The organism is Priestia sp. JSM ZJ58, from assembly GCF_044383985.1.
In the GTDB taxonomy this organism is placed as follows: domain Bacteria; phylum Bacillota; class Bacilli; order Bacillales; family Bacillaceae_H; genus Priestia; species Priestia zanthoxyli.
Genome location: NZ_JBISEM010000001.1, coordinates 2,035,611 through 2,055,531, shown reverse-complemented (window position 1 = coordinate 2,055,531; position 19,921 = coordinate 2,035,611). Strand labels below are relative to the sequence as shown.

General features: G+C 39.6%; 18 protein-coding genes. 2 read left to right on the top strand and 16 right to left on the bottom strand.

What is annotated here, in order from left to right:
* Positions 1-29: 29 nt before the first annotated feature.
* Complete coding sequence (locus tag ACH6EI_RS10935; RefSeq protein WP_014459763.1) at positions 30-791, bottom strand: exodeoxyribonuclease III; 762 nt, start codon at positions 789-791, stop codon at positions 30-32.
* A 169-nt stretch (positions 792-960) separates the two neighbouring features.
* Here ACH6EI_RS10935 and ACH6EI_RS10930 point away from each other — a divergent pair, with 169 nt between their 5' ends.
* The gene (locus tag ACH6EI_RS10930; protein ID WP_014459762.1) at positions 961-1,119 is read left to right on the top strand and encodes a hypothetical protein; all 159 of its coding nucleotides are present in this window, start codon (positions 961-963) and stop codon (positions 1,117-1,119) included.
* Positions 1,120-1,248: 129 nt separating this feature from the next.
* Here ACH6EI_RS10930 and ACH6EI_RS10925 read toward each other — a convergent pair whose 3' ends face one another.
* The 14 genes from ACH6EI_RS10925 to ACH6EI_RS10860 all read right to left on the bottom strand — a co-directional run bounded on the left by ACH6EI_RS10925 (position 1,249) and on the right by ACH6EI_RS10860 (position 17,437).
* Entirely contained in the window at positions 1,249-1,722 is a 474-nt protein-coding gene (locus ACH6EI_RS10925) for a heme-degrading domain-containing protein (RefSeq protein WP_099331080.1), read from the bottom strand.
* Positions 1,723-1,735: 13 nt separating this feature from the next.
* Positions 1,736-2,770, bottom strand: coding sequence for an oxidoreductase (locus tag ACH6EI_RS10920; protein WP_099331081.1), 1,035 nt, complete (start codon positions 2,768-2,770; stop codon positions 1,736-1,738).
* Positions 2,767-3,537, bottom strand: a complete 771-nt coding sequence (locus tag ACH6EI_RS10915) for a DeoR/GlpR family DNA-binding transcription regulator (RefSeq protein WP_099331082.1) — start codon at positions 3,535-3,537, stop codon at positions 2,767-2,769. Before ACH6EI_RS10915 ends, ACH6EI_RS10920 begins: the two co-directional genes overlap by 4 nt.
* 275 nt (positions 3,538-3,812) lie before the next feature.
* Positions 3,813-4,904: a toxic anion resistance protein gene (locus tag ACH6EI_RS10910; protein WP_028413052.1), complete on the bottom strand. Its 1,092-nt coding sequence runs from the start codon at positions 4,902-4,904 to the stop codon at positions 3,813-3,815.
* Positions 4,905-4,922: 18 nt separating this feature from the next.
* Positions 4,923-6,539, bottom strand: coding sequence for a YceG family protein (locus ACH6EI_RS10905; RefSeq protein WP_098627200.1), 1,617 nt, complete (start codon positions 6,537-6,539; stop codon positions 4,923-4,925).
* A gap of 94 nt (positions 6,540-6,633) precedes the next feature.
* Positions 6,634-7,212, bottom strand: a complete 579-nt coding sequence (locus tag ACH6EI_RS10900; protein ID WP_108674768.1) for a TerD family protein — start codon at positions 7,210-7,212, stop codon at positions 6,634-6,636.
* Between the two features lie 35 nt (positions 7,213-7,247).
* The gene (locus ACH6EI_RS10895; RefSeq protein ID WP_025751616.1) at positions 7,248-7,826 is read right to left on the bottom strand and encodes a TerD family protein; all 579 of its coding nucleotides are present in this window, start codon (positions 7,824-7,826) and stop codon (positions 7,248-7,250) included.
* Between the two features lie 24 nt (positions 7,827-7,850).
* Entirely contained in the window at positions 7,851-8,447 is a 597-nt protein-coding gene (locus tag ACH6EI_RS10890) for a TerD family protein (protein ID WP_028408239.1), read from the bottom strand.
* Positions 8,448-8,735: 288 nt separating this feature from the next.
* Positions 8,736-12,374: a multifunctional 2',3'-cyclic-nucleotide 2'-phosphodiesterase/3'-nucleotidase/5'-nucleotidase gene (locus ACH6EI_RS10885; RefSeq protein WP_108674769.1), complete on the bottom strand. Its 3,639-nt coding sequence runs from the start codon at positions 12,372-12,374 to the stop codon at positions 8,736-8,738.
* Between the two features lie 624 nt (positions 12,375-12,998).
* The gene (locus tag ACH6EI_RS10880) at positions 12,999-13,445 is read right to left on the bottom strand and encodes a DUF6376 family protein (protein WP_108674771.1); all 447 of its coding nucleotides are present in this window, start codon (positions 13,443-13,445) and stop codon (positions 12,999-13,001) included.
* A 397-nt stretch (positions 13,446-13,842) separates the two neighbouring features.
* Complete coding sequence (locus ACH6EI_RS10875) at positions 13,843-14,823, bottom strand: ABC transporter permease (RefSeq protein ID WP_394530324.1); 981 nt, start codon at positions 14,821-14,823, stop codon at positions 13,843-13,845.
* Positions 14,816-15,727 carry an ABC transporter ATP-binding protein gene (locus ACH6EI_RS10870; RefSeq protein WP_014459750.1) on the bottom strand — a complete coding sequence of 304 codons (912 nt, stop codon included), beginning with the start codon at positions 15,725-15,727 and terminating at the stop codon, positions 14,816-14,818. Before ACH6EI_RS10870 ends, ACH6EI_RS10875 begins: the two co-directional genes overlap by 8 nt.
* 13 nt (positions 15,728-15,740) lie before the next feature.
* Positions 15,741-16,535: a GDSL-type esterase/lipase family protein gene (locus ACH6EI_RS10865; RefSeq protein ID WP_108674773.1), complete on the bottom strand. Its 795-nt coding sequence runs from the start codon at positions 16,533-16,535 to the stop codon at positions 15,741-15,743.
* A 23-nt stretch (positions 16,536-16,558) separates the two neighbouring features.
* Entirely contained in the window at positions 16,559-17,437 is an 879-nt protein-coding gene (locus ACH6EI_RS10860) for an NAD(P)-dependent oxidoreductase (protein ID WP_108674774.1), read from the bottom strand.
* A gap of 345 nt (positions 17,438-17,782) precedes the next feature.
* On the opposite strand from ACH6EI_RS10860, the gene ACH6EI_RS10855 reads away from it, so the two are divergent.
* Positions 17,783-17,983 carry a cold-shock protein gene (locus ACH6EI_RS10855; RefSeq protein ID WP_013057405.1) on the top strand — a complete coding sequence of 67 codons (201 nt, stop codon included), beginning with the start codon at positions 17,783-17,785 and terminating at the stop codon, positions 17,981-17,983.
* Positions 17,984-18,187: 204 nt separating this feature from the next.
* Here the strand turns inward: ACH6EI_RS10855 and pdxR are convergent, their stop codons facing one another.
* Complete coding sequence (gene pdxR / locus ACH6EI_RS10850; RefSeq protein WP_108674775.1) at positions 18,188-19,621, bottom strand: MocR-like pyridoxine biosynthesis transcription factor PdxR; 1,434 nt, start codon at positions 19,619-19,621, stop codon at positions 18,188-18,190.
* Between the last annotated feature and the right edge of the window lie 300 nt (positions 19,622-19,921).

The following is a 19,921-nucleotide window of genomic DNA, read 5'->3' as shown; positions in this document are numbered from 1 at the left end:
CCGTTTTTCTTCTATTATATAGAAAGATATCATAGATGAGGTACATTTAATTCTAGCATCACAGGACAGTGATCGCTTCCCATTACATGCGGATGAATAGTAGCTTCTTGAATAACGTCTTTGATTCTCTCGGATACGATAAAATAATCAATGCGCCACCCGATATTTCGTTCTCTCACTTTGTTCATATACGACCACCACGTATAGGCTTCTTCTTGATTCGGATACAAATAACGAAATGTATCAAGAAATCCGCTAGCAAGAAGCGTCGTCATTTTTCCTCGCTCTTCTATTGTAAAACCAGAATTTCCTCGGTTTGGCTTCGGATTACGCAAGTCAATTTCTGCGTGTGCTACGTTTAAGTCTCCGCACAAAATCACCGCTTTACGGCTATTTAATTTGTTTAAGTACACGAGCAGATCGTCTTCCCATTGAAGCCTTTCTTCAAGCCTTGCTAAATCTCTTTTAGAATTTGGCGTATACACATTTACTACATAGCATTGTTCAAACTCAAGCGTGATAATACGCCCTTCGTCTTCCGATTCTTTATCTACACCGTATGAAACGGATAAAGGCTTTTGCTTTGTAAAAACAGCCGTTCCGGAATAGCCTTTTTTCACGGCGTAATTCCAATACTGATAATACCCTTCTAGCTGCAAATCAATTTGGCCTTCCTGCAGCTTCGTTTCTTGAATACAAAATACATCCGCATTCACTTCTTGAAAATAATCTAAAAATCCTTTTCGCACACACGCACGAATGCCATTTACGTTCCAGGAAATCAACTTCATAAACTGTCCACGTTCTCCTCACTTGATTTATGTATCAGTGTTTAGTGTAGACAATTTTTTGCATAAGTTCAAATAATTTAAAGGGTACCCTTCTTTTTAAGGTATTCCTGATATTTCTTCTTATTTTATTTTCTGTACCTCAAACACTAGATACAAGAGGTGAAACATAATGTCAACAAACTACACGTATGAAAATAACGAAGAAGTTTCTACTGTTTCTAAAAAAGAAGAGCATCCTACTAAAGAATGCGAAACACAGAATCAAACGGCGCTTACTAAAGAAGATTTTTCTTTAAATGATTCTGCCATTAAGCACTTCAGCAGATAGTGGCTCCGCAAAAATAGAGCTTGAGACATAGTTAAGTAGGCGCAACCTTCGTTTACCAAACCAATAAAAAGATCCGAACGATTCATCGTTCGGATCTTCCTTAAACTATTCCTACCCTAAGTTCTTTCTTTACGAAATAAAGCTGCGAATCGTATCTGCCACAAGTGCATGATCTTCTTCTTGCGACATGCCTGATACGGTAATGGTTCCAATTACGCCGACGTTTTTAACCGAAATTGGAAATGACCCTCCTACTGCTTCGAATTCCTGAGGATTCGCTGCGTAAAACTGCGCGTAAGAACGATCTTTTAACTCGCAGTACAGCTTCATATAGTACGAGCTGTGATGGTGACGAAGAACGGTGTTTGATTTTCGTTTAATCCATTCTTCATGATCGGGAATAGCCCCTTCCATCGCATGTTGAAAGAGAGTTTGACCATTTCGTTTAATACTGACAGTTACTGCCTTACCTTTGCTTTTCGCTTCATTAATAATGGCCGTTCCGATCTGTAAAGCCTGGTCATTTGTAAATTGATGAAAGATCAGTTCTTTTTCCTGTTGAACTACTTTTTCAAGCAGCGTCTCTACCGAATGATTACTCACTGTTTCTCGCTCCTTAGTTAAAATAAACCGCTCGTTTTTCTTTGCTGCTTTCAAATGCCGCTTCGATAACTTTAACCACGTCACGAGCTTCTTCTGCTGAAACCGGAAGCTCTTCTCCTCGAAGCAGGCTGTCGGCGATTTTTTGATAATACGTCACATAAGAACCGTGCAGCGTTTCAATTTCTGTTGTTTCGCCTTCGCCCGTTGTCAGCTTACCGTAGTGTTCAGGGCTGTCGGCTCCCCACGTATCATCCACAGGCTTCTTGCCGGCTCTTAGCATATCTTCTTGGCCGTCAATTCCGTATTTGATATAGCTTGCTTTTGTTCCATGAACTTGAAAGCGAGGCCCGTTGCTTGGCACAATGGCGCTTGAATGTAAAATAACACGAAGAGAACCGTATCCAAGCACTAAGTGGACGTAATCATCCGTGCGTGCATGATCTCGCTGCCCAAACACATCAGCTTGAACAAAGTCAGGCATTCCAAAAAGGTGTAAGGCCTGGTCAATTAAATGAGATCCTAAATCGTAAAGCGCTCCTGAACCAGGTCCTTCATTTTCTCTCCAGCGGTCTCGAACAGCTGGACGATAGCGGTCAAAATGCGCTTCATACATTTTAACGTCGCCTAATTTCCCTTCTTCAATCAGCTGTTTCACCGTCAAATAATCATTATCCCATCTGCGGTTATGATAGACGCTTAGTTGAACACCTTGTTCTTTTGCTAATTGAATTAATTCATTTGCTTCTTTTTCTGATACGACCATCGGCTTTTCAACAATTACGTGCTTACCTGCGCGTAGTGCGTCTTTCACCATTTCATAGTGCATGCCGCTAGGCGTTGTAATAATAACTAAATCAATGCTGTCATCTTCTAGAAGTTCAGATAAAGTACTCACTACTTCAACGTCTTCTAAGTCGCTCGTCACCTTTTCAGGATTTGAACTCATTACTTTTGAAATATGAAATTCGTCTAACACGCTTAAAAGCGGCGTGTGAAAGACCGTTGCTGAAAATCCGTACCCTACTAATCCTACTTTTATTTTCTTCATTGTGTTTCCTCTCCTTTATCAAAATCTGTGACGATAAGCCGCACTTGATTTTGCTCTATTTTTTCTTTTACATCCGCTTCTGGTTCTTTGTTTGTGATTAAGATATCAATGTCGCTCATATCACATACTCGATGTAAAAATTCACGTTCAAACTTCGTATGATCTGCAAGCATAATCACTTGTCTTGCACATTGAATCATCTGTCTTTTTAAAAACGCTTCTTCTTCACTTGGAGATGTAATGCCATCTGCACCAACGCCGCACGTCCCTAAAAACAGCTGATCTACTTTGTATTCCTGCAACGTAGAAATCGTTCTTGGTCCGGTGACGTTACGGTTTTTCCCGTTAAACTTGCCCGGCAGCAAAAACGTATCACACGGGGTATATTGATCGAGCAAATCCACATTATCGATGGAATTCGTAATAACGGTTACATGCTTTACATCCATATACTTCGCCATCAGTGCGATGGTAGAAGACGTATCTAAAAGCACGTCATACCCCTCCGACATTAACGAAGCTGCTTCTTTAGCAATTTGTTCTTTCGCTTTGGTAGGCGTTCGCTCACTGTAATCGATGATATGACTTGACGATAGCGTCGCTCCGCCTTTGATTCTCATAACCTCACCGTGTTCTTCAAGCTTGACTAAATCGCGTCTCGCCGTATCTTTTGAAACGGTGAACATATCGCAAATTTCGTCTAATGTAATCGTGCAGTGTGTGTGAAGGTATTCAATAATCGCACTCATGCGCTGCTCTTGATACACCCGAATACCCTCCTTTTTTACTTTGATATGAGCTAATTGTAGCGCAAAGAAAAGTTAAAAACCAGCAAAAAAACTTAAAATAATTAAGTTTTTTGCATTTTTAACTTAAATTATAAAAGTACACAAACGTCTTCTGGAAATAACTATCTTATTTTGGATAATACTTCTTTTATATCTGATACCCTTTCACGCTTTTCACTAATCGCTTATGGTTTAGGCTTCTAGCAAACGTATATGCAAAAAAAGCGAGAATCGTAAAGATTCCCGCTTTTTCGTTACATCTTATGTTCAAGCGCTTTGAAGTTTTCTTGAAATTGCTCCAATCGAACAAGTCCTTCTTCACGAAGGCGTTTATTTTCTTCTTCAATTGCTTTTGTTTCCTGCATTCCTTTCATAATAATATTCCACGTTTGTTCCATCGTTTCTACTTTTACGCTAGGGGCACCGGACATTTTGGCGATTTTAACGCTTTGCTGTGAAATATTTTCTGCATTTCGAATGAGCAGTTCATTTGTGCGTTTGTCTAATTCGTTCATAGACTCCGCTACTAAATTTTGACGCTTTGCTGCGATTGCGTTAATGAGTCCATTTTTAAAAATAGGAATCGTTGTAATAAACGCCGAATTGATTTTCCCGATCAGCTTTGTATTTCCTCGCTGCAGCATACGGATTTGAGGAGCGGATTGATAAGATACTTGTTTTGCCATTTCTAAATCATATAATCGCTGCTCCATCAGCTCAACTGCATTTTTTAAGGTTTGAAGCTCCATTGCCGCCAGCTGATTTCCACTCGACGCTCTTTCTTCAAGCACCTTTAGCTCTTGTTTTAACTCTTCTACTTTCACTTCGCCCGCTACAATGTATTTTTCAAGCTCCATATAATACTGATAGTTTTGCTCGTAAAGCTGTTCAAGCGTTGTGGTTGAATGCTTCATTTCGGTTTCATATTTTGTGATTTCAACATATACTTTATCAATTTCAGAGCCCATCGTCTCATATTTTTGAAAGAGCTTGTCCACTATTTTTTGACCGCGTTTAAAAAGCTTAGAGAAAAACCCTTTATCTTCAACAAAATCCTTTGCATCAAATTTGTCCATAATCTTTCCAAGCTGCTTTAATAATTGACTTGACTCTTCCATGCTAGACGATTTAATTGTACTAAGCACTTTTCCGGAAAAAGAGGAAATTTCATTGGCTGTTTCTTTCCCATACTCAAGTAAAGCCAGCTGATTTTTATAATCAATTTGTTCTGCTAAGCGACGTACTTCCGGCTCTTCTCGCAGTTTTGCTTTTACTTCGTTAGGCTTTGTTTCTAAAACTTCTTCGGCTTCGTTTACATCTAAAGGCTGTAATTCGTTTGTTGCCATTTAAAAACCCTTCTTTCTTTAAAAGATTCGTTTTAACCATTTTTGAATGAGCGACGGCTCTTTGAATTCTTCATTAAAGCTAATATCTTCTAGCCAGTGCATATCGAAATACTTTTCTTCGACGAACGCTTCTATATCCAGTTGACCCGTCGGATTAAAGAGAACAATATCAACGCCGAATTCATTTAATAGAAGCAGTAAAGCTGCATCTTCACGCGTAAACGCTTCTCGTTCATTTCCATGATAAATAATGAGACGGGGTACATGCTGCGTATAATCAAACTTTTGAAGCATGCGAAGCACGTTGTTTGGAAGCTTCAAAGACTGATTAAACAAATACATTTGATGCTGATACGCATCTTCATGATCCAAGCGAAGGAGCTTTGAATGTGCACAATACCTAGAAATAGCTGCAGCGAGCCCTTTCTGAAGCCCGATAGGCAGCTCTTTATAGCGCCACCAGTTGCTTTCAATCATTCTATCAGGACTGAGCGTGCCATCACTTCCGAGAGCTCCTTGATAGTGAAAGTGATTATTTCCTTCTATTTTTTTAGCAAAAGGAACAGAATCAATCGTCAGAGCTAACTCATCTTCCGTTTGCATGAGCTCATGAACTTTACTCCAGTACTCTTTTCGGTTTTTAGAGATACCAAGTACTTTTGAAAACAAGACCGGCACGTGTACATATGGCTTGGACACTTGAAAATTAGGACGAATAAACGCCCGTTCTCTCATTAATAAAAAGATTTCATCATACGTCGTTTTAAGAGTAACTGAAGTTGGAAAATACGAACGAAATTGCCAAGGTTTATACAGCATAGACTCCTCTGAATGAAGCACTTGCTCAATTTCTTGAGAAGCTCGAAATGCTACCGTACCTTTTCGAACCGGTTTATCCGTTGGAAAAGGTACAAGAGAGCTAGTAGAAGGAAACGTATAAACCGTTGTTAAGTGCTGATTCTTATCTACTTCTTTTAAATGATCCTTTCCTTCTGGATGAAAGGTAAGGACGTCAAAACCTAGTAAAATTAAATAATGGAGAAAATACTGCTCGCTTTTATTTGCATCCCCATACCACATGATGCGAGGCGCGTGCTCAGGAAATGCTTTATCGACCATCCAAGGTTTTACATGATTCCACTGCCACTTTATTAAATCGATTAATACGCGTTGAAAATGCCCGTCCATAAAGCCCTCTGCGTGCTGTTCTTTAAAACACGTTAACGTTTCAATAAATTTTTCACGTACTCTTCTATGTATAGCGGGATTTTCCGACTTCACGATCAGCTTTTTCCCTTCTAAAAAAGCAAATAGCCGATTGACAGAAAGGCCGCGTTCTTCTTGATTAATTTTAAGGATCGTTTGTACTTCTTTTAATCTATCATTAGAAATGGACTTATCAAGCTTATCGTGCAGGACAAGGATCGATGGCGATGAATGCGCAAGTTCATAAAGAAAATCTGCGTACTCGTCCGCATCAAGATGAGTGCCTACATATCTGCCTGCCACTTGTTTATAGGTAGTTTGCTGCTCATTTTGTATAAAGTCACCTCGCAGAGAAACATCTTTAGAAAAAAGAGAAGTTCCATCCTCCTCGTTAAGATTAATCATATGAGGATCAATTAATTTACTCACACCTTACAGCTCCTTTCTTTTCAGACATATACATGCTAAAAAGAAAGGGTACTCGTTAAAGCACCCTTTCTTTTTCATTTATCGCATGCCTTTTTTATACGGATAGTCCGTAGTTGCGGCAAAGATCGGCCAATCCGCCAGAAAAACCGCTGCCAATGGCATTAAACTTCCATTCTCCGCCGTGCTTGTATAGCTCGCATACAACGACAGCTGTTTCAATCGAAAAATCTTCTCCTAAGTCATATCGAAGCACTTCTTCATTTGTTTCAGCGTCAATCAAACGAACAAACGCGTTGGATACTTGTCCAAAGTTTTGTCCTCGAGCATCCGCGTCGTGAATCGTGACGCTAATTCCGATTTTTTCAACGTGGTCAGGAAGAAGAGAAAAATCAACGGCGATTTGCTCATCGTCTCCATCTCCTGCACCTGTACGGTTGTCACCGGTATGCTCCACAGCTCCGTTTGGACTTTTTAAATTGTTGTAAAAAACAAACTCTTCGTCATTTACAACTTGGCTTGATTTATTGGCTAAAAATGCACATGCATCTAAATCGAAGTCCTGAGACCCAGCATATTTATTTGTATCCCACCCAAGACCTACTATTACTTTTGTTAAGCCTGGGTTCGTTTTGGTTAGGTCAATGCGCTGACCTTTTGATAAAGAAATTGACATAAAAACATCCTCCGTACATTTTCTTACTTTAATGATTAGGCATTTAAGCCGAAGTCGTTTACAAGTGCCGCCAAGCCGCCTTGATAGCCGCTGCCAATGGCATTGAACTTCCATTCTCCACCGTGTCGATACAGCTCGCCTACCACGACCGCTGTTTCAATCGAGAAGTCTTCACCTAAATCATAACGAATTAACTCTTCGTCATTTGTTGCATTTAAAATACGAACGTAGGCGTTGCTTACTTGGCCAAAGTTTTGACCGCGTGCTTCCCCTTCATGGATCGTAATGGTGAACGCAATACGTTCAATAGATTGAGGCACATTTTTCAAATCTACTTGAACCTGCTCATCGTCTCCTTCACCTACGCCTGTACGGTTATCTCCAGTATGTTCAACCGCTCCGTTTGCACCCGTCGTATTGTTGTAAAAAATAAAATCAGATTCTGAAGCGCATTTTCCCGCTCCGTTTAATAAAAAGACAGATGAATCTAAATCAAAATCGTTTCCACCGTCATACTTATTTACATCCCACCCAAGACCTACTACTACGTTTGTTAATCCTGGATTCGTTTTTGTTAAATCTACTTTTTGTCCTTTTGAAAGATTAATAGCCATTTCGTTTCCCTCTTTTCTAGTTGTTTATTTTGTATATTTGTTTGCAATTTCAGCCAATCCAGTATCTCTCGTTGCATCTCCAGTTGCTGAAAACTTCCACTCTTTTCCGTCTCGATAAATTTCACCTGCAAATAAAGCTGTTGCTCCTGAATGATCTTCAGATAGATTAAAGTGTACAAGCTCTTCGTTTTTAGCACTGTCCACAACACGGATAAAAGCATTTTTAATCATACCGAAATCTTGGTTTCGCTCAACACACTGATAGATGTTGACTACAAACACAAGTTTATGTACGTTTCCAGGAACATTTTTTAAATTAACAAAAATTTGTTCATCGTCCCCTTCACCTGCTCCGGTAAGATTATCGCCTGAATGCTTGACGCTTCCACAGTTACTATGACGATTTCCAAAATACACAACGGCTGAGTTACTTACAAGTTTATCGTTCGAATTGAGCATAAGAACAGATGCATCGCAGTCAATCTCTGGGCCGCTTCCTCCAAAACCAAAAAAGCTGCGTTTTTTTACAGGATCCCATCCTAATCCAACCGTAATAGAAGATAACCCTTCTCTTCCCTTTGTTAAATCAATTTTCTGCCCTTTTTGTAGATTAATAGCCACGTTTATTTACTCCTTTACTATAGCGAACACATTCTTTTTCAGACTCTATATAGCTCTATATCATAGCGCAAATAAATGAAAAAATAGTGAAATCTTTTATACCACTTTTAACGTTTACGTAAATCTTCTTTCCATGGAAAGAATACCACAATCTGGTGATTGTTTCAAAAATTAAGCGGGCTGTTGTGACATAAATTAGTTGATTTAAAGTTTAAAAGGTAAGTCAGCCTACTAAAAAAAGACTGTCTCTAAACCGGAAATCCGGGTTATGAGACAGCCTTTTTTGGCTTATTGAGCTATTTTTAAAGTCGGTTCTTGCTGTTCAGCTGTTTTAGCAGCTGCCACGTTTTGAATACGGCCTTCAGCTTTGTATTCAAACGGGCTCTGAAGTGTTTTAATATAGTTTACCGTTGCTTGTAAATCTTCTGGTCCCACTTCCATATCTGACGAAAGTGCACCAATACCATACTTTTCATTTCCGTACATGTAGTTATTCACTACTACCGTATATTCTTTTTCTTTGTCGATTTTACTTCCATCTGGTAGCGTAATATCGACTACTTTATTTGTGCTTCCATTCCACGTATAGTTAAAGCCTGCAATATGGAAATCTAGTCCAGATGATGTAATTTGATTATTTAACACCGTTTCTAAATCCGCTCCGCTTAGCTTTACTTTATTTAAGACGTTGCCAAACGGCTGAATCGCAAACAAATCACCGTATGTCACATCACCAGCATCAAGCTGTGAACGAACGCCTCCGCCATTCATTAAAGCAAAGTCAGCGTTCATTTCTGCTTTCATACCGTCAGCAATTAAGTTTCCAAGCGCGATATCCCCTGTTGCTCCGCTAGAAGGATAGCCTTTTGCCAAATCTGTAGATGAATTCCCAACCACTTGTGCTTTAATAGGCGCTGCTAAATCTTCGTACTTTTTCATAATGCTTGAAACTTCAGGATCTGGCGTATAGTCTTTTTGGTATACGGTCACAATTTTTGCATCTTTTTTCACGATGTCACCCGTGTTATCAATTTCAACGTCTACGTCAGAAAACGCTGAGCCGTATGAATAAGCTTGAACGATTAGTTTGTTATCTACTACTTTGTTGTTGTATACGTGATTGTGAGCTGAAAAGATCACGTCAACTTCATCATCAATTTTTTTAGCGATATCTGCTGCATCAAACTCGGTAGACGTTCCATTTTGATTAGATGGATTATGAGCAAGTACCACAATGGCTTTAATACCTTGCTTTTTCAACTCTGCCGTGTATTTATCAATTGCTTCTGCTTCGTCCGTAATTTTTAAGTTTTCATTTCCTTTACGAACAATCATGCTTGGCGTTTCTTGTGTTACAACGCCGATGAAGCCGATTTTTTTACCGCCTACTTCTTTTATTGCATAAGGTTCTGTAATTAATTTATTCGTTGAAGTATCATAAGCATTTGCCGCTACTACTGGGAAATTCATGCCGTCGTATCCTTTTGTGCCTTTTGGATGGTCTCCGCCTTCAATCATACGGTGAAGCTCAGCAATACCTTCATCAAACTCATGGTTTCCAAGCGTCCCTACATCAAATCCAAGCGATTCCATCACTTCAACCGTTGGCTCGTCTTGAAACAGCGCTGAAACTAGCGGACTTCCGCCAATCATGTCTCCTGCATGAACTAAAAGCGTATTCGGATTTTCAGCTTCTTGTTTACGAATAGCTGCTGCTGTATACTTCATATTTCCAGCTAACAACGATTGGCCATTTGACGTAATTTTTGTATCTGTATCGAGCTGACCGTGCAGGTCGTTCATGCCTAAAAGCTGTACCTTTGTATTATCTTTTGATTCACCGTTTAGGTTGATTTTGTAAATGCCAAATCCTTTGTCATCCGTTTTATTTGTATACGTAATGTTACTTCCTTCAGTTAAATAGCTTTCTCCGCGCGGTGAGCTTGTGAACGTCACGTTAGCCGTTCCGTTAATTGGTGCAATGGACCAGTTATCATCAGCTGTCGGCGTAATTTCTTTTTGTTCGGTGATGTAGTCCATTAGAATTTGACGGTTTTCATCCGCTGAATCCACCACAAGCTCGCTTCCTTTTAGACCAGGGAAGTTTCCGCCTCCGCCAGCTCGGTAGTTATTTGTCACAACGATAAACTCTTGATTCGGGTCAACTGGTTTACCGTTATACGTTAAGTTAACAACTCGGCTTGAATCTGCGTGAATCACGTTTCCATTCACATCGTATTTTGCTGGTTTTGTCACGTCGATTTGGTATTGAACGCCGTCAATGACGTCAAAATTATAAACAGGGAAGCTTGGGTTTAATAATTCCTGCTCTTCTGTTTTGTTCGGTGTAATTTGATTAAATTTACCGGCAGACATATCAATCCAGTCTTTTACAACAGAACCTTTTACTTTAACCGCTTTTAACGTGTTGTCATATAGATACAGGTCGCCAGCGCTTCGGATCGTTAAGTCACCTTTTTTAATTTCCGTATATTCATCAACGCCGTTTCTTCCTGCTTTAAAAGGCGCTCCCACTGATAAAATCGGAAGGTCTTTATATTCCGGCTTGTTTTGAGAAACGTACTTTTCTACGTAATCTTTTTGTGCATTTGTTACCACTTGAATAGATGGATCATCTTTTACAAGAGAAAAATAGCTGTGAATATCATCCGTCGTTTTACCGATTGGTGTGTTCACATATTTAACCGTTGCATCGTGATCTTTTTGAACTGCTTTAACAACACCTTTATCCGGTTCTACCGTACTTTGCGTAACCGTTTTCCCTGACGCATCTTTTACGTCTTTATACGTTTCACGCGTGGACGATTGAGAGTTTACTACTTTCCATTTTCCTTTTTCTTCTTTTAACGTTAAGTCAATTAAGCCAAGTGATCCTCCGCCGTAACCTGCTTGGACAGCCGGAACGCCGTTGATTGTTCCTTTTGCATTATCGACGCCAGGAAGAGGCTTTTTATCTACTCCGAGGAACAAACCGTCTAGCGCAGCTTCCGTTTTAGCAGGGAAGACTTTATGCGTGTGTGAAAACGTAATAGCATCAATGCCTTTTACTTCACTTAATGAGTAAATCACATCTTCCGTGTTTTGCTTATTGCTGCTAAACCCAGAGTGAGCCATCGCGACAACTACGTCCGCACCTTTTTTCTTCATTTCTGGAATATACTTGTTGGCTGTTTCTACAATACCTTTAGTAATGACTTTTCCGTCAAGGTTTGCTTTGTCCCAATCGTTAATTTGAGGCGGCACAAAGCCAATGAAACCGACTTTAATCGTTCGTTTTTTACCGTTTTCATCAACGACTTTTTTATTCATAATTTTATAAGGCGTAAATTTATTTTTGTCATTTTTCGGGTTGCTGTCATGATCGTCAACATAGACATTGGCATTTATGTAAGGGAAGTTCGCATCGTTGTACGCTTCTTTTAGAAAGTCTAATCCGTAGTTGAACTCATGATTTCCAAGCGTTGCAATATCATAATCTAGCTGATTCATCGCTTTAAATACAGGATGAACTTCGCCTTTTTTCAGCGGATTAATCTTGGCTTTATACGTTCCTAGAGGCGTTCCTTGAATGAGGTCTCCGTTATCTACTAATAAGCTATTTTTTACTTCTTTTCGAGCATTTTTGATTAAAGTAGCCGTTTTAGCTAAACCTACTTTTTCATAAGAAGCGTCTTTGAAATAATCATAGTTTAATAGATTCGTATGAACGTCGGTTGTTTCCATCAGGCGTATGTTCACAAGCGCATCTTTTTTATTGTGGCCTTGATGCTTGCTTTGCTGTGAGCTTTGTCCAGGGTGACGCTCTTCTGCTCCTGCCTGTGTAGTTAGAAGCGGCATTGATAATAAAGAAAGTGCCAGTGATGTAGTTAGTATTTTCTTCGTTTTGCTGCGTTTGTTCTTTTTCATCTACCATTCACCTTTCAAGTAAGTTATCATCGCTATAAATCTAGCAACTGTTCAAAAATAGTATAGCAGAAAAGATTTATAAAGGATGTAAATTTTTTGATTTTTTAGTAAACCATTTGTATGCGTTTTATTAACTTTTTGTAAACCGAAAAATTTTTTTTAGTTTCTCTCTTTAAAACAAAGGACTATAGTTTTTATTAATTGGATGAACCCTCCTTTTTAAATGAGTCTTATTACCTAATACATCGACGTTCCCACGTTCTCTTTTCATTCAAAAAAAATTTATTTCAAGCGGTGTGTATATATGTACTATACATAGGATATGAAAAGCAGACATTAAGTTTGTCAAAGTTTCTAACAAAATTTCGTAGATATAAAAAAGAAAGAGAAGGTTTTGTCTTCTAATAAATAGATATATTTATATAATTTTACATTTATAATAGGAAAACGAGGTTGAGTCATAAGACATAGCTACATCAACCCAATCTAAATCATCTATACACATGAAACCTACGTTCACCCTACAAATAAAAAAATCCGAACGAAGTTGATTCTCCATCAAGAATCGTGATTCATCGTTCGGATTTTCTTCAGCTAACACACTTTTGTCCCAGGTTCGTTTTTTTACTGACCTAATTCTTTAATTTGTTTCATAATACTTGATACATCTTGAATTGATTGAAACAATTCACTGTTTTTTAGTGCTTCTGGATTAAAGCTGCCATCCTTTATATTGGCTTCATACGCTTCAATTCCACTAATGATTTTTTCGTTTTGCTGAACAAGCTGATCGTGCACATCAGAAGCGATGTCAGGAGCTTTGATTTGATTAAATTCTTCAGCTTTCCCTTTCATTTCCTGCAGCTTTTGCTCGAGCTTTTTTATTGCCTCATCGTCATTAACAGCTTTTTCCGCTAGAGGCGGTATTTCTTCAGCAAACTTTTGGGCTTCACTCACGTAATCTTTTGCATCGTTTGCGTAGTTCAGCGTACTGCTTGTATCTTCAAGAAAAGAACAGCCGCTGACCATCAAAAGAACAGCAGTTGATATGACTAGCATCCATTTTTTCACTTAGCACTCAACCTTTCTTGTTTTCTTTTCTGCTATCTTCTTTTCGATTTTCGTTTCTTTAACTCTTTCATAATAATGGGTACAGCTTTTTTTATTCCTTTTTTTACAGCGGGGCTTTTTAACAGTCTCGATAGTTTTGACATTTTTAAGCTCCTCTCTTCTTTTGAAATAACAAAAAACACCTTTACCACATGTGGTAAAGGTGTTTGTATCCAGACCTTTACCAATGGCAACATTGGCAAAGGTCTCGCTAACAATTTGCATTGTCAATAAAGCCGGAGATAATAATCTCGAAATGACGACTTTACTGCAAGAGCTACTCCCCTTTGAGCAAAACAGCATTTTTTGTTAACACAATCATAACGTATGTTCCTGATTATCGTCAACTTATATGGAATTAGTACACATCTTTTTTGGTAAATACCAGAAACGACACGAGCAGCCCGGCAAGCCCCCAAATGGTTAAAACACCTAAGGAAAATCCTAGTGTCATTCCTTCAGTCGGAGGAGCTGTGCCTTGCAGGTAAGAAGTTAAATTTAAATTGACCATAAACAAGTACTTGGCTGAATTCCACGAAGAAACCATACTGCTTAAAATCGTACCTGCAATCAAACAAGCAAGCATCACACCCATACCAGCAGCCGTACTTTTAATTAAAACGGACAGCATAAAAGCAAGCGTTCCAACCACCAGGGATACAAACCAAGCAAGGCCAAATTCCATTAAAATATATCTCCACTGCGAAATTAAATGAACGTCCGCTGTATTCAAATCATTGCCCTGCACGCTAAATCCCGTAAGAATAGGCGCTGTCCAGCCTTTAAATCCAAATACAACGCCAGAAATGAGATACGACAAAACGCCAAACATTAAAATTAAAAACGAGACGGACATGACGAGCGTGATGTATTTACTAAGCAGGATTTTCCACCGTTTCACAGGCCTCGTCAACAGTACCTTGATGGATCCCAAGCTGTATTCTGAAGACACTAAATCCGCTGCAATAATCATAATCATTAGCGGCAGCAAAAGCTGAATGGCGTTTTCAATGAACCCTCGCACAAACGTTGGGGCTCCTGGTTCCGAAGGATTAATATCGTTATCTAAGTAATACTGCTGCTGCGCCACGCGAATTTCAAGCTGCTTGCGCCAATCATCTGAAATTTGGCTTCCGCTCAGCCGGTTTTGCGTATCGATAATTTCTTGCTGCAGCGTACTGCGCCAATCGGTCGTTTCTAGCTTTTCTTGAAGGCGCTGCGTTTCGCGAAGCTGAGCATAGGTAAACATTGAAATCAAAACGCCCATAATAAGGGTAACGATTAACAGGCGCTTTTTTCGAACGAGCTTGATCATTTCATTTTGAACCAAACTAATCAATCGATTCGCCTCCCGTCATTTCGATAAATAAATCTTCAAGAGTTGGAAGCTTTCGATTCATTTCTTTTACCGTTACTCCTGCTTGAATGAGCTGTTTGTTCCACTCTCCCACTTCCGCTTCTTCATAAAACGTCGTAACATATTCTCCCTGCACTTGCACAAAGTCCGTCACTTGTTTTAAGACGTCTATTCCCGCAGGCTGCGGATCTAGCTTCCACAGTAATCGCTCTTGCTGAGTTAACAGGGTCTTCACCGATTCTGTGTGAATAACTTCGCCTTTTGCAATAATCGCTACTCGGTCACACATCAGCTGAATCTCACTCAGCAAATGACTCGATACTAAGACGCTTAGGCCTTCACTTTCAGCTAAAAAGCGAATAAATTTACGCATATCCCGAATCCCAGAGGGATCGAGTCCGTTCGTTGGCTCATCTAAAATGAGCACTTTGGGTTTTCCGAGAAGCGCTTGCGCAATTCCTAAACGCTGCCTCATACCTAACGAATACGTGCGAACTAAGTCGTGGATACGCTCTTGTAAGCCAACTAATGCCACAACTTCATGAATGCGTTCTTCCGTCATAGAAGGAATCATACGTGAAAAGTGCTGCAGATTTTCCCAGCCGCTTAAGTATGGATACAGCTCAGGATTTTCAACAATACAGCCGATATGCTCCATCGCTTTTGTAAACTGCTTCGATACGCTGTATCCACAGATAGAAATCGAACCAGCCGTCGGGCGAATCAAGCCTACAAGCATTCGGATCGTTGTTGTTTTACCAGCTCCATTTGGCCCTAAAAAACCAAATACTTCGCCTCTTTTTAGTTCAAAATCAATATTTTTGATGATTTCACGTTTTCCTATTACTTTTCTCAGTCCTTTTACTGAAAGTGTTACTTCACTCATATCATTCCCTCCCTTACCACGTAATAAGCGATGCTACACGCTCGGCGATCAGCTTATAGCCTTTTGCATTCGGATGAAACTTATCAGTATATAAGTAGTCATCTACCTTTAGCTGAAACAAATCAAAGGTCGGAACAAAAACAGTTTGCTTATAATTAGCGCTTAATTCACTGCTTTTATAATTCCATTCTCGTACAATAGCCGTTGTCGTTTTTGCATCTTGCAGGTTACTAAACGGATTATATAAACCAATTAAAAAAATCGTCGCGTCTTTATTTGCCGAACGGATGCTTTTTAAGATGCTGTCTACGTTTTTTAAATAGTCATTTTCTAGCTTTTGAATATTGTTTTTATTTAAGTTCTGCAGCGTTTGTCCGCCTTGAAATAAGTCATTTCCTCCAATCGTAATCAACACGGTATCTGCAGACTTAATCTGCCGCTGAATTTGCTGCTGCTTTACTTGACTTGCCAGCTGCGAAGACGTTTGACCTTTTATTCCAAAGTTACTTAAGAGAATTTTTTTCTTCGTTTTTTCTTCAAGATTATCTTTTAAATACCCAACGTATCCTTTTCCCGCTGCGTCTCCTGTTCCTCTTGTCAGTGAATCTCCTAAAGCAACAATCGTATAATTTTTGGTACTTTTGTTACTGCTGCTTGTTTCTTGCTTCGACTTTGGCATTTCTTTTACAGTAGCTTTTGAGGCGCTAACATAATCATAAATAGACATTCCAAGCCCTGCTGCAAACAGCAGACACGAAATAATCGAAATAAAGGATACGATCCATACCCACTTTCCTTTCGCTTTCACTGGCTGCACTCCTTTTCGTCTTTTTAGTTATCTTTTTTTAGAGCTTCAACTGTTTTTAGTAACGCCGACCAGTCTAAATGACCCCAGCCATTTTCAATTCCTTGTTCATAATGACCTTTCACAAGCTCTCCTAACGGAAGCGGAGCGGACACTTTTTTGGCTGCATCAATAGCCAAGTTTACATCTTTTAGTCCAAGCTCCAGCTTGAATCCGGCTGGATCAAAGTCTCTTTTAGCAATTAAATTGCCGTAATTTTTATACACAGGAGATGCAAATAAGCTGTTAACCACTTCAAGAAACTGCTCCGCTTCCATGCCATACTGCTCTACCATGACTACTGCTTCAGAAATGGCTTCTAACATCGATACTAATAAAAAATTATTGCCAAGCTTAGCTACATTTGATAAGTAAGGCTCGTCTCCTACAGTAAAAATAGTTTGACCAATCGCTTCAAACAGCGGCCAAACGTGCTCTCTTGCTTCTTTATTACCTGCCACTATTACTTTGAGAGCCGCAGCTGCTGCTGCGTCAGGGCGACCTAAAACAGTCGCTGCAACAAAATGCTGTCCTGATGCAGCATGTGCGCTTGTTAATTTTTCGGACAAATCTACGCTAATGGTACTCACAGAAACGTGAATACCGCCTTCTTGGAGGCCTGCAAGTATACCGTCTTGTGACATCGTTACTTCTTCTAAAGCCTCGTCATTGGAAAGAATCGTAAAGACAAGATTCGCTTCTTGCGCTGCTTGAGCGGGTGTCTCCACTACCTTTGCTCCTTTTTTCACAAGACTTTCTGCTTTTGAAGCTGTGCGGTTATAAATCACAAGTTCATGACCCGCTTTTATCATATTTTCCGCCATCGGTAATCCCATGTTCCCTAAACCAATTAAACCTACCTTCATCTTTACCACTCCATTTCAGCACTCAGTATGTACATTTATACTTGTTTTCTACCTTTAGAAAAACCATATTTTCATTATTATATAACTACAGTAAAAGCGAATACAAAGAATAGCCTTTCTAAAATGTTCAAAATGTGACATTTTTTAGACGCGCCTTATGAAAAACTTGTCAAAAAAACACGGATGGTTTTTAAATAAAGCGCTTGCAAGTATAGGAAATTTCTGCTAAGATGTAAGAGAATTATTTTTGTTCGGTGGGGATGTATGAGTATTGTCACTTTTCGTCTTTAGATTTGAGCAAGAATAGTACCACAATGTGCGAGTCCGCACGAGGAGGCAACAATTATGGAACAAGGTAAAGTAAAATGGTTTAACGCAGAAAAAGGTTTTGGATTCATCGAGCGCGAAGGTGGAGACGATGTATTCGTACACTTCTCAGCAATCCAAAGCGAAGGCTTCAAATCTTTAGACGAAGGTCAAGCTGTAACATTTGACGTAGAACAAGGTCAACGCGGACCTCAAGCTGCTAACGTTCAAAAAGCATAAGAAACACAACATATCAGAAACAGATCCTTTAAAGGATCTGTTTTTTTGTGTACAAACATAAAAAAGCCCTGTTTTTCAACAGGGCCAGTCGGTACAAATACAGAAGTAAAGTTAATGGTACTCTTAGTATAGCACAAGATCATAACAATCTATACGAAATAATAAAATAAAACTTTCATCCGGTACGTTTACCTATGTTTATAGCTATTCCAGACTCTCTAGGGCGCTCGCAAATCGTTTAATTCCTTCTCGAATGACCTCTTCTTCCCCTCTGCCGAACGTAAAGCGAATAGCTCCGCTTTGAGAACTCAGCACGCTTCCTGGGACAAAGGCTACTCCTTTTTTAAGCGATTCTTCCAATAGACGATAGTCATCGACCGGCTGATTCACTTTGCACCATAAGTGAATCCCGCCTTGAGGTGAATCGAAAGATACTTTTGATCCGAGCAATTCGTTCAGACTCGACGACAGGGCATACTCTTGCTTTTTGAGCTCTTGTCTAAGCTTTTCAATATGCGAAGAAAACGTAGGAGAATCTAAGAATTGATAAGCAATCCACTGCGGAAAGATGCTGTGCCCAAAGTCGATTTGCTGCTTAGCGTCTGCCAGGCGCTGAATCACTTGCTCTGGCCCCACTATCCAGCCAATTCGAAGCCCCGATGCCACGATTTTAGAAAGCGAGCTGATATAGAGGACATTTCCGTTCTCGTCCATCGATTTCAGCGTTTGATGTACATTTCCGTCAAATGCCGTGAGTGAATAAGGATCATCTTCAATAAGCGGAATGCCGTATTCTGAAGAAAGCTCTAAAAACCGCTTTCGGCGCGCTTCTGATAACACAATACCAGTCGGGTTTTGATAATACGGATTTAAAAAAACCATACGAATGCGATGCTTTTTATGTAATTCTACTAAGTCCTCCGGGTTGGCTCCATTTTTATCTACAGGCAGCAAAAACGTTCGTAAACCTGCTGATTGAAAAAGCGGCAGTGAATAGCTATAGGACGGATCTTCAATCGCTACTGCATCTCCTGGTTTTAACAAACACTGAACAATCAAATGAAGTGCTTGCTGTGCACCTGATGTGATTAAAATGGAATTAGCATCGGTGGAGATTTTCCGGTACTCATGAACATGAGCAGCAATAGCGTCACGCAAACGTTCATTACCGTGAGGATGATCATAGCCTAAATGCTCATTAAACGGCATGCCCGCTAATATTCGCTGAAAATCTTCACTTGGAAATAAGCTAGGCGCTAATTCTCCGCTGGCTAAGTTCACAAAATCTGTTCGCAAAGCCTCGCTTCTGATTCGCTGTACGAGCGGCAAATTAGGCAGAAATGAACCGTCTTCTACATATCTCCCCCAGTTTGGAATACGTTTTCGGGAAATTCCCCAGATGCTCGAACTAACTCGCGTGCCGCTTCCTTTTTTACGTTCTACGATTCCAAGTGCCTGCAGCTCTTCATAAGCAGCTACTACCGTACTCCTGTTCACGTTTAGCTCAGCGGCAAGCGTTCGTTCTGATGGCAGCATAGAATCCGGCGGAAACGCTCCCGATGAAATACAGCTTTCAATATATTCTGCAATTTGTTTATAAATCGCTTTTTTGCTAGCGCGATCTGGTTTCCAGTTCATGCGGCGTCAGTCCTTACATTTAAACTTTCTTATTAGTAGTTTATCCTTTATCTCTCTTATCTTAAAGAAGTTTTATAAAAAAAGACCATCCAATTCAGCGTTTTTTTGCTCATCCACTTTACAAAAAATATGATATCATTACTTTTCATTTGCTAGCACTTAAGTTTACATAATAATTTTATTGTTAATTAAATTATATTCACCATCACAATAAAAAATCCGAACGAAGTTGATTCTCCATTAAGAATCTCGGTTCATCGTTCGGATCTTTACTAAAATACTTTTGTCACAGCCTCTTTT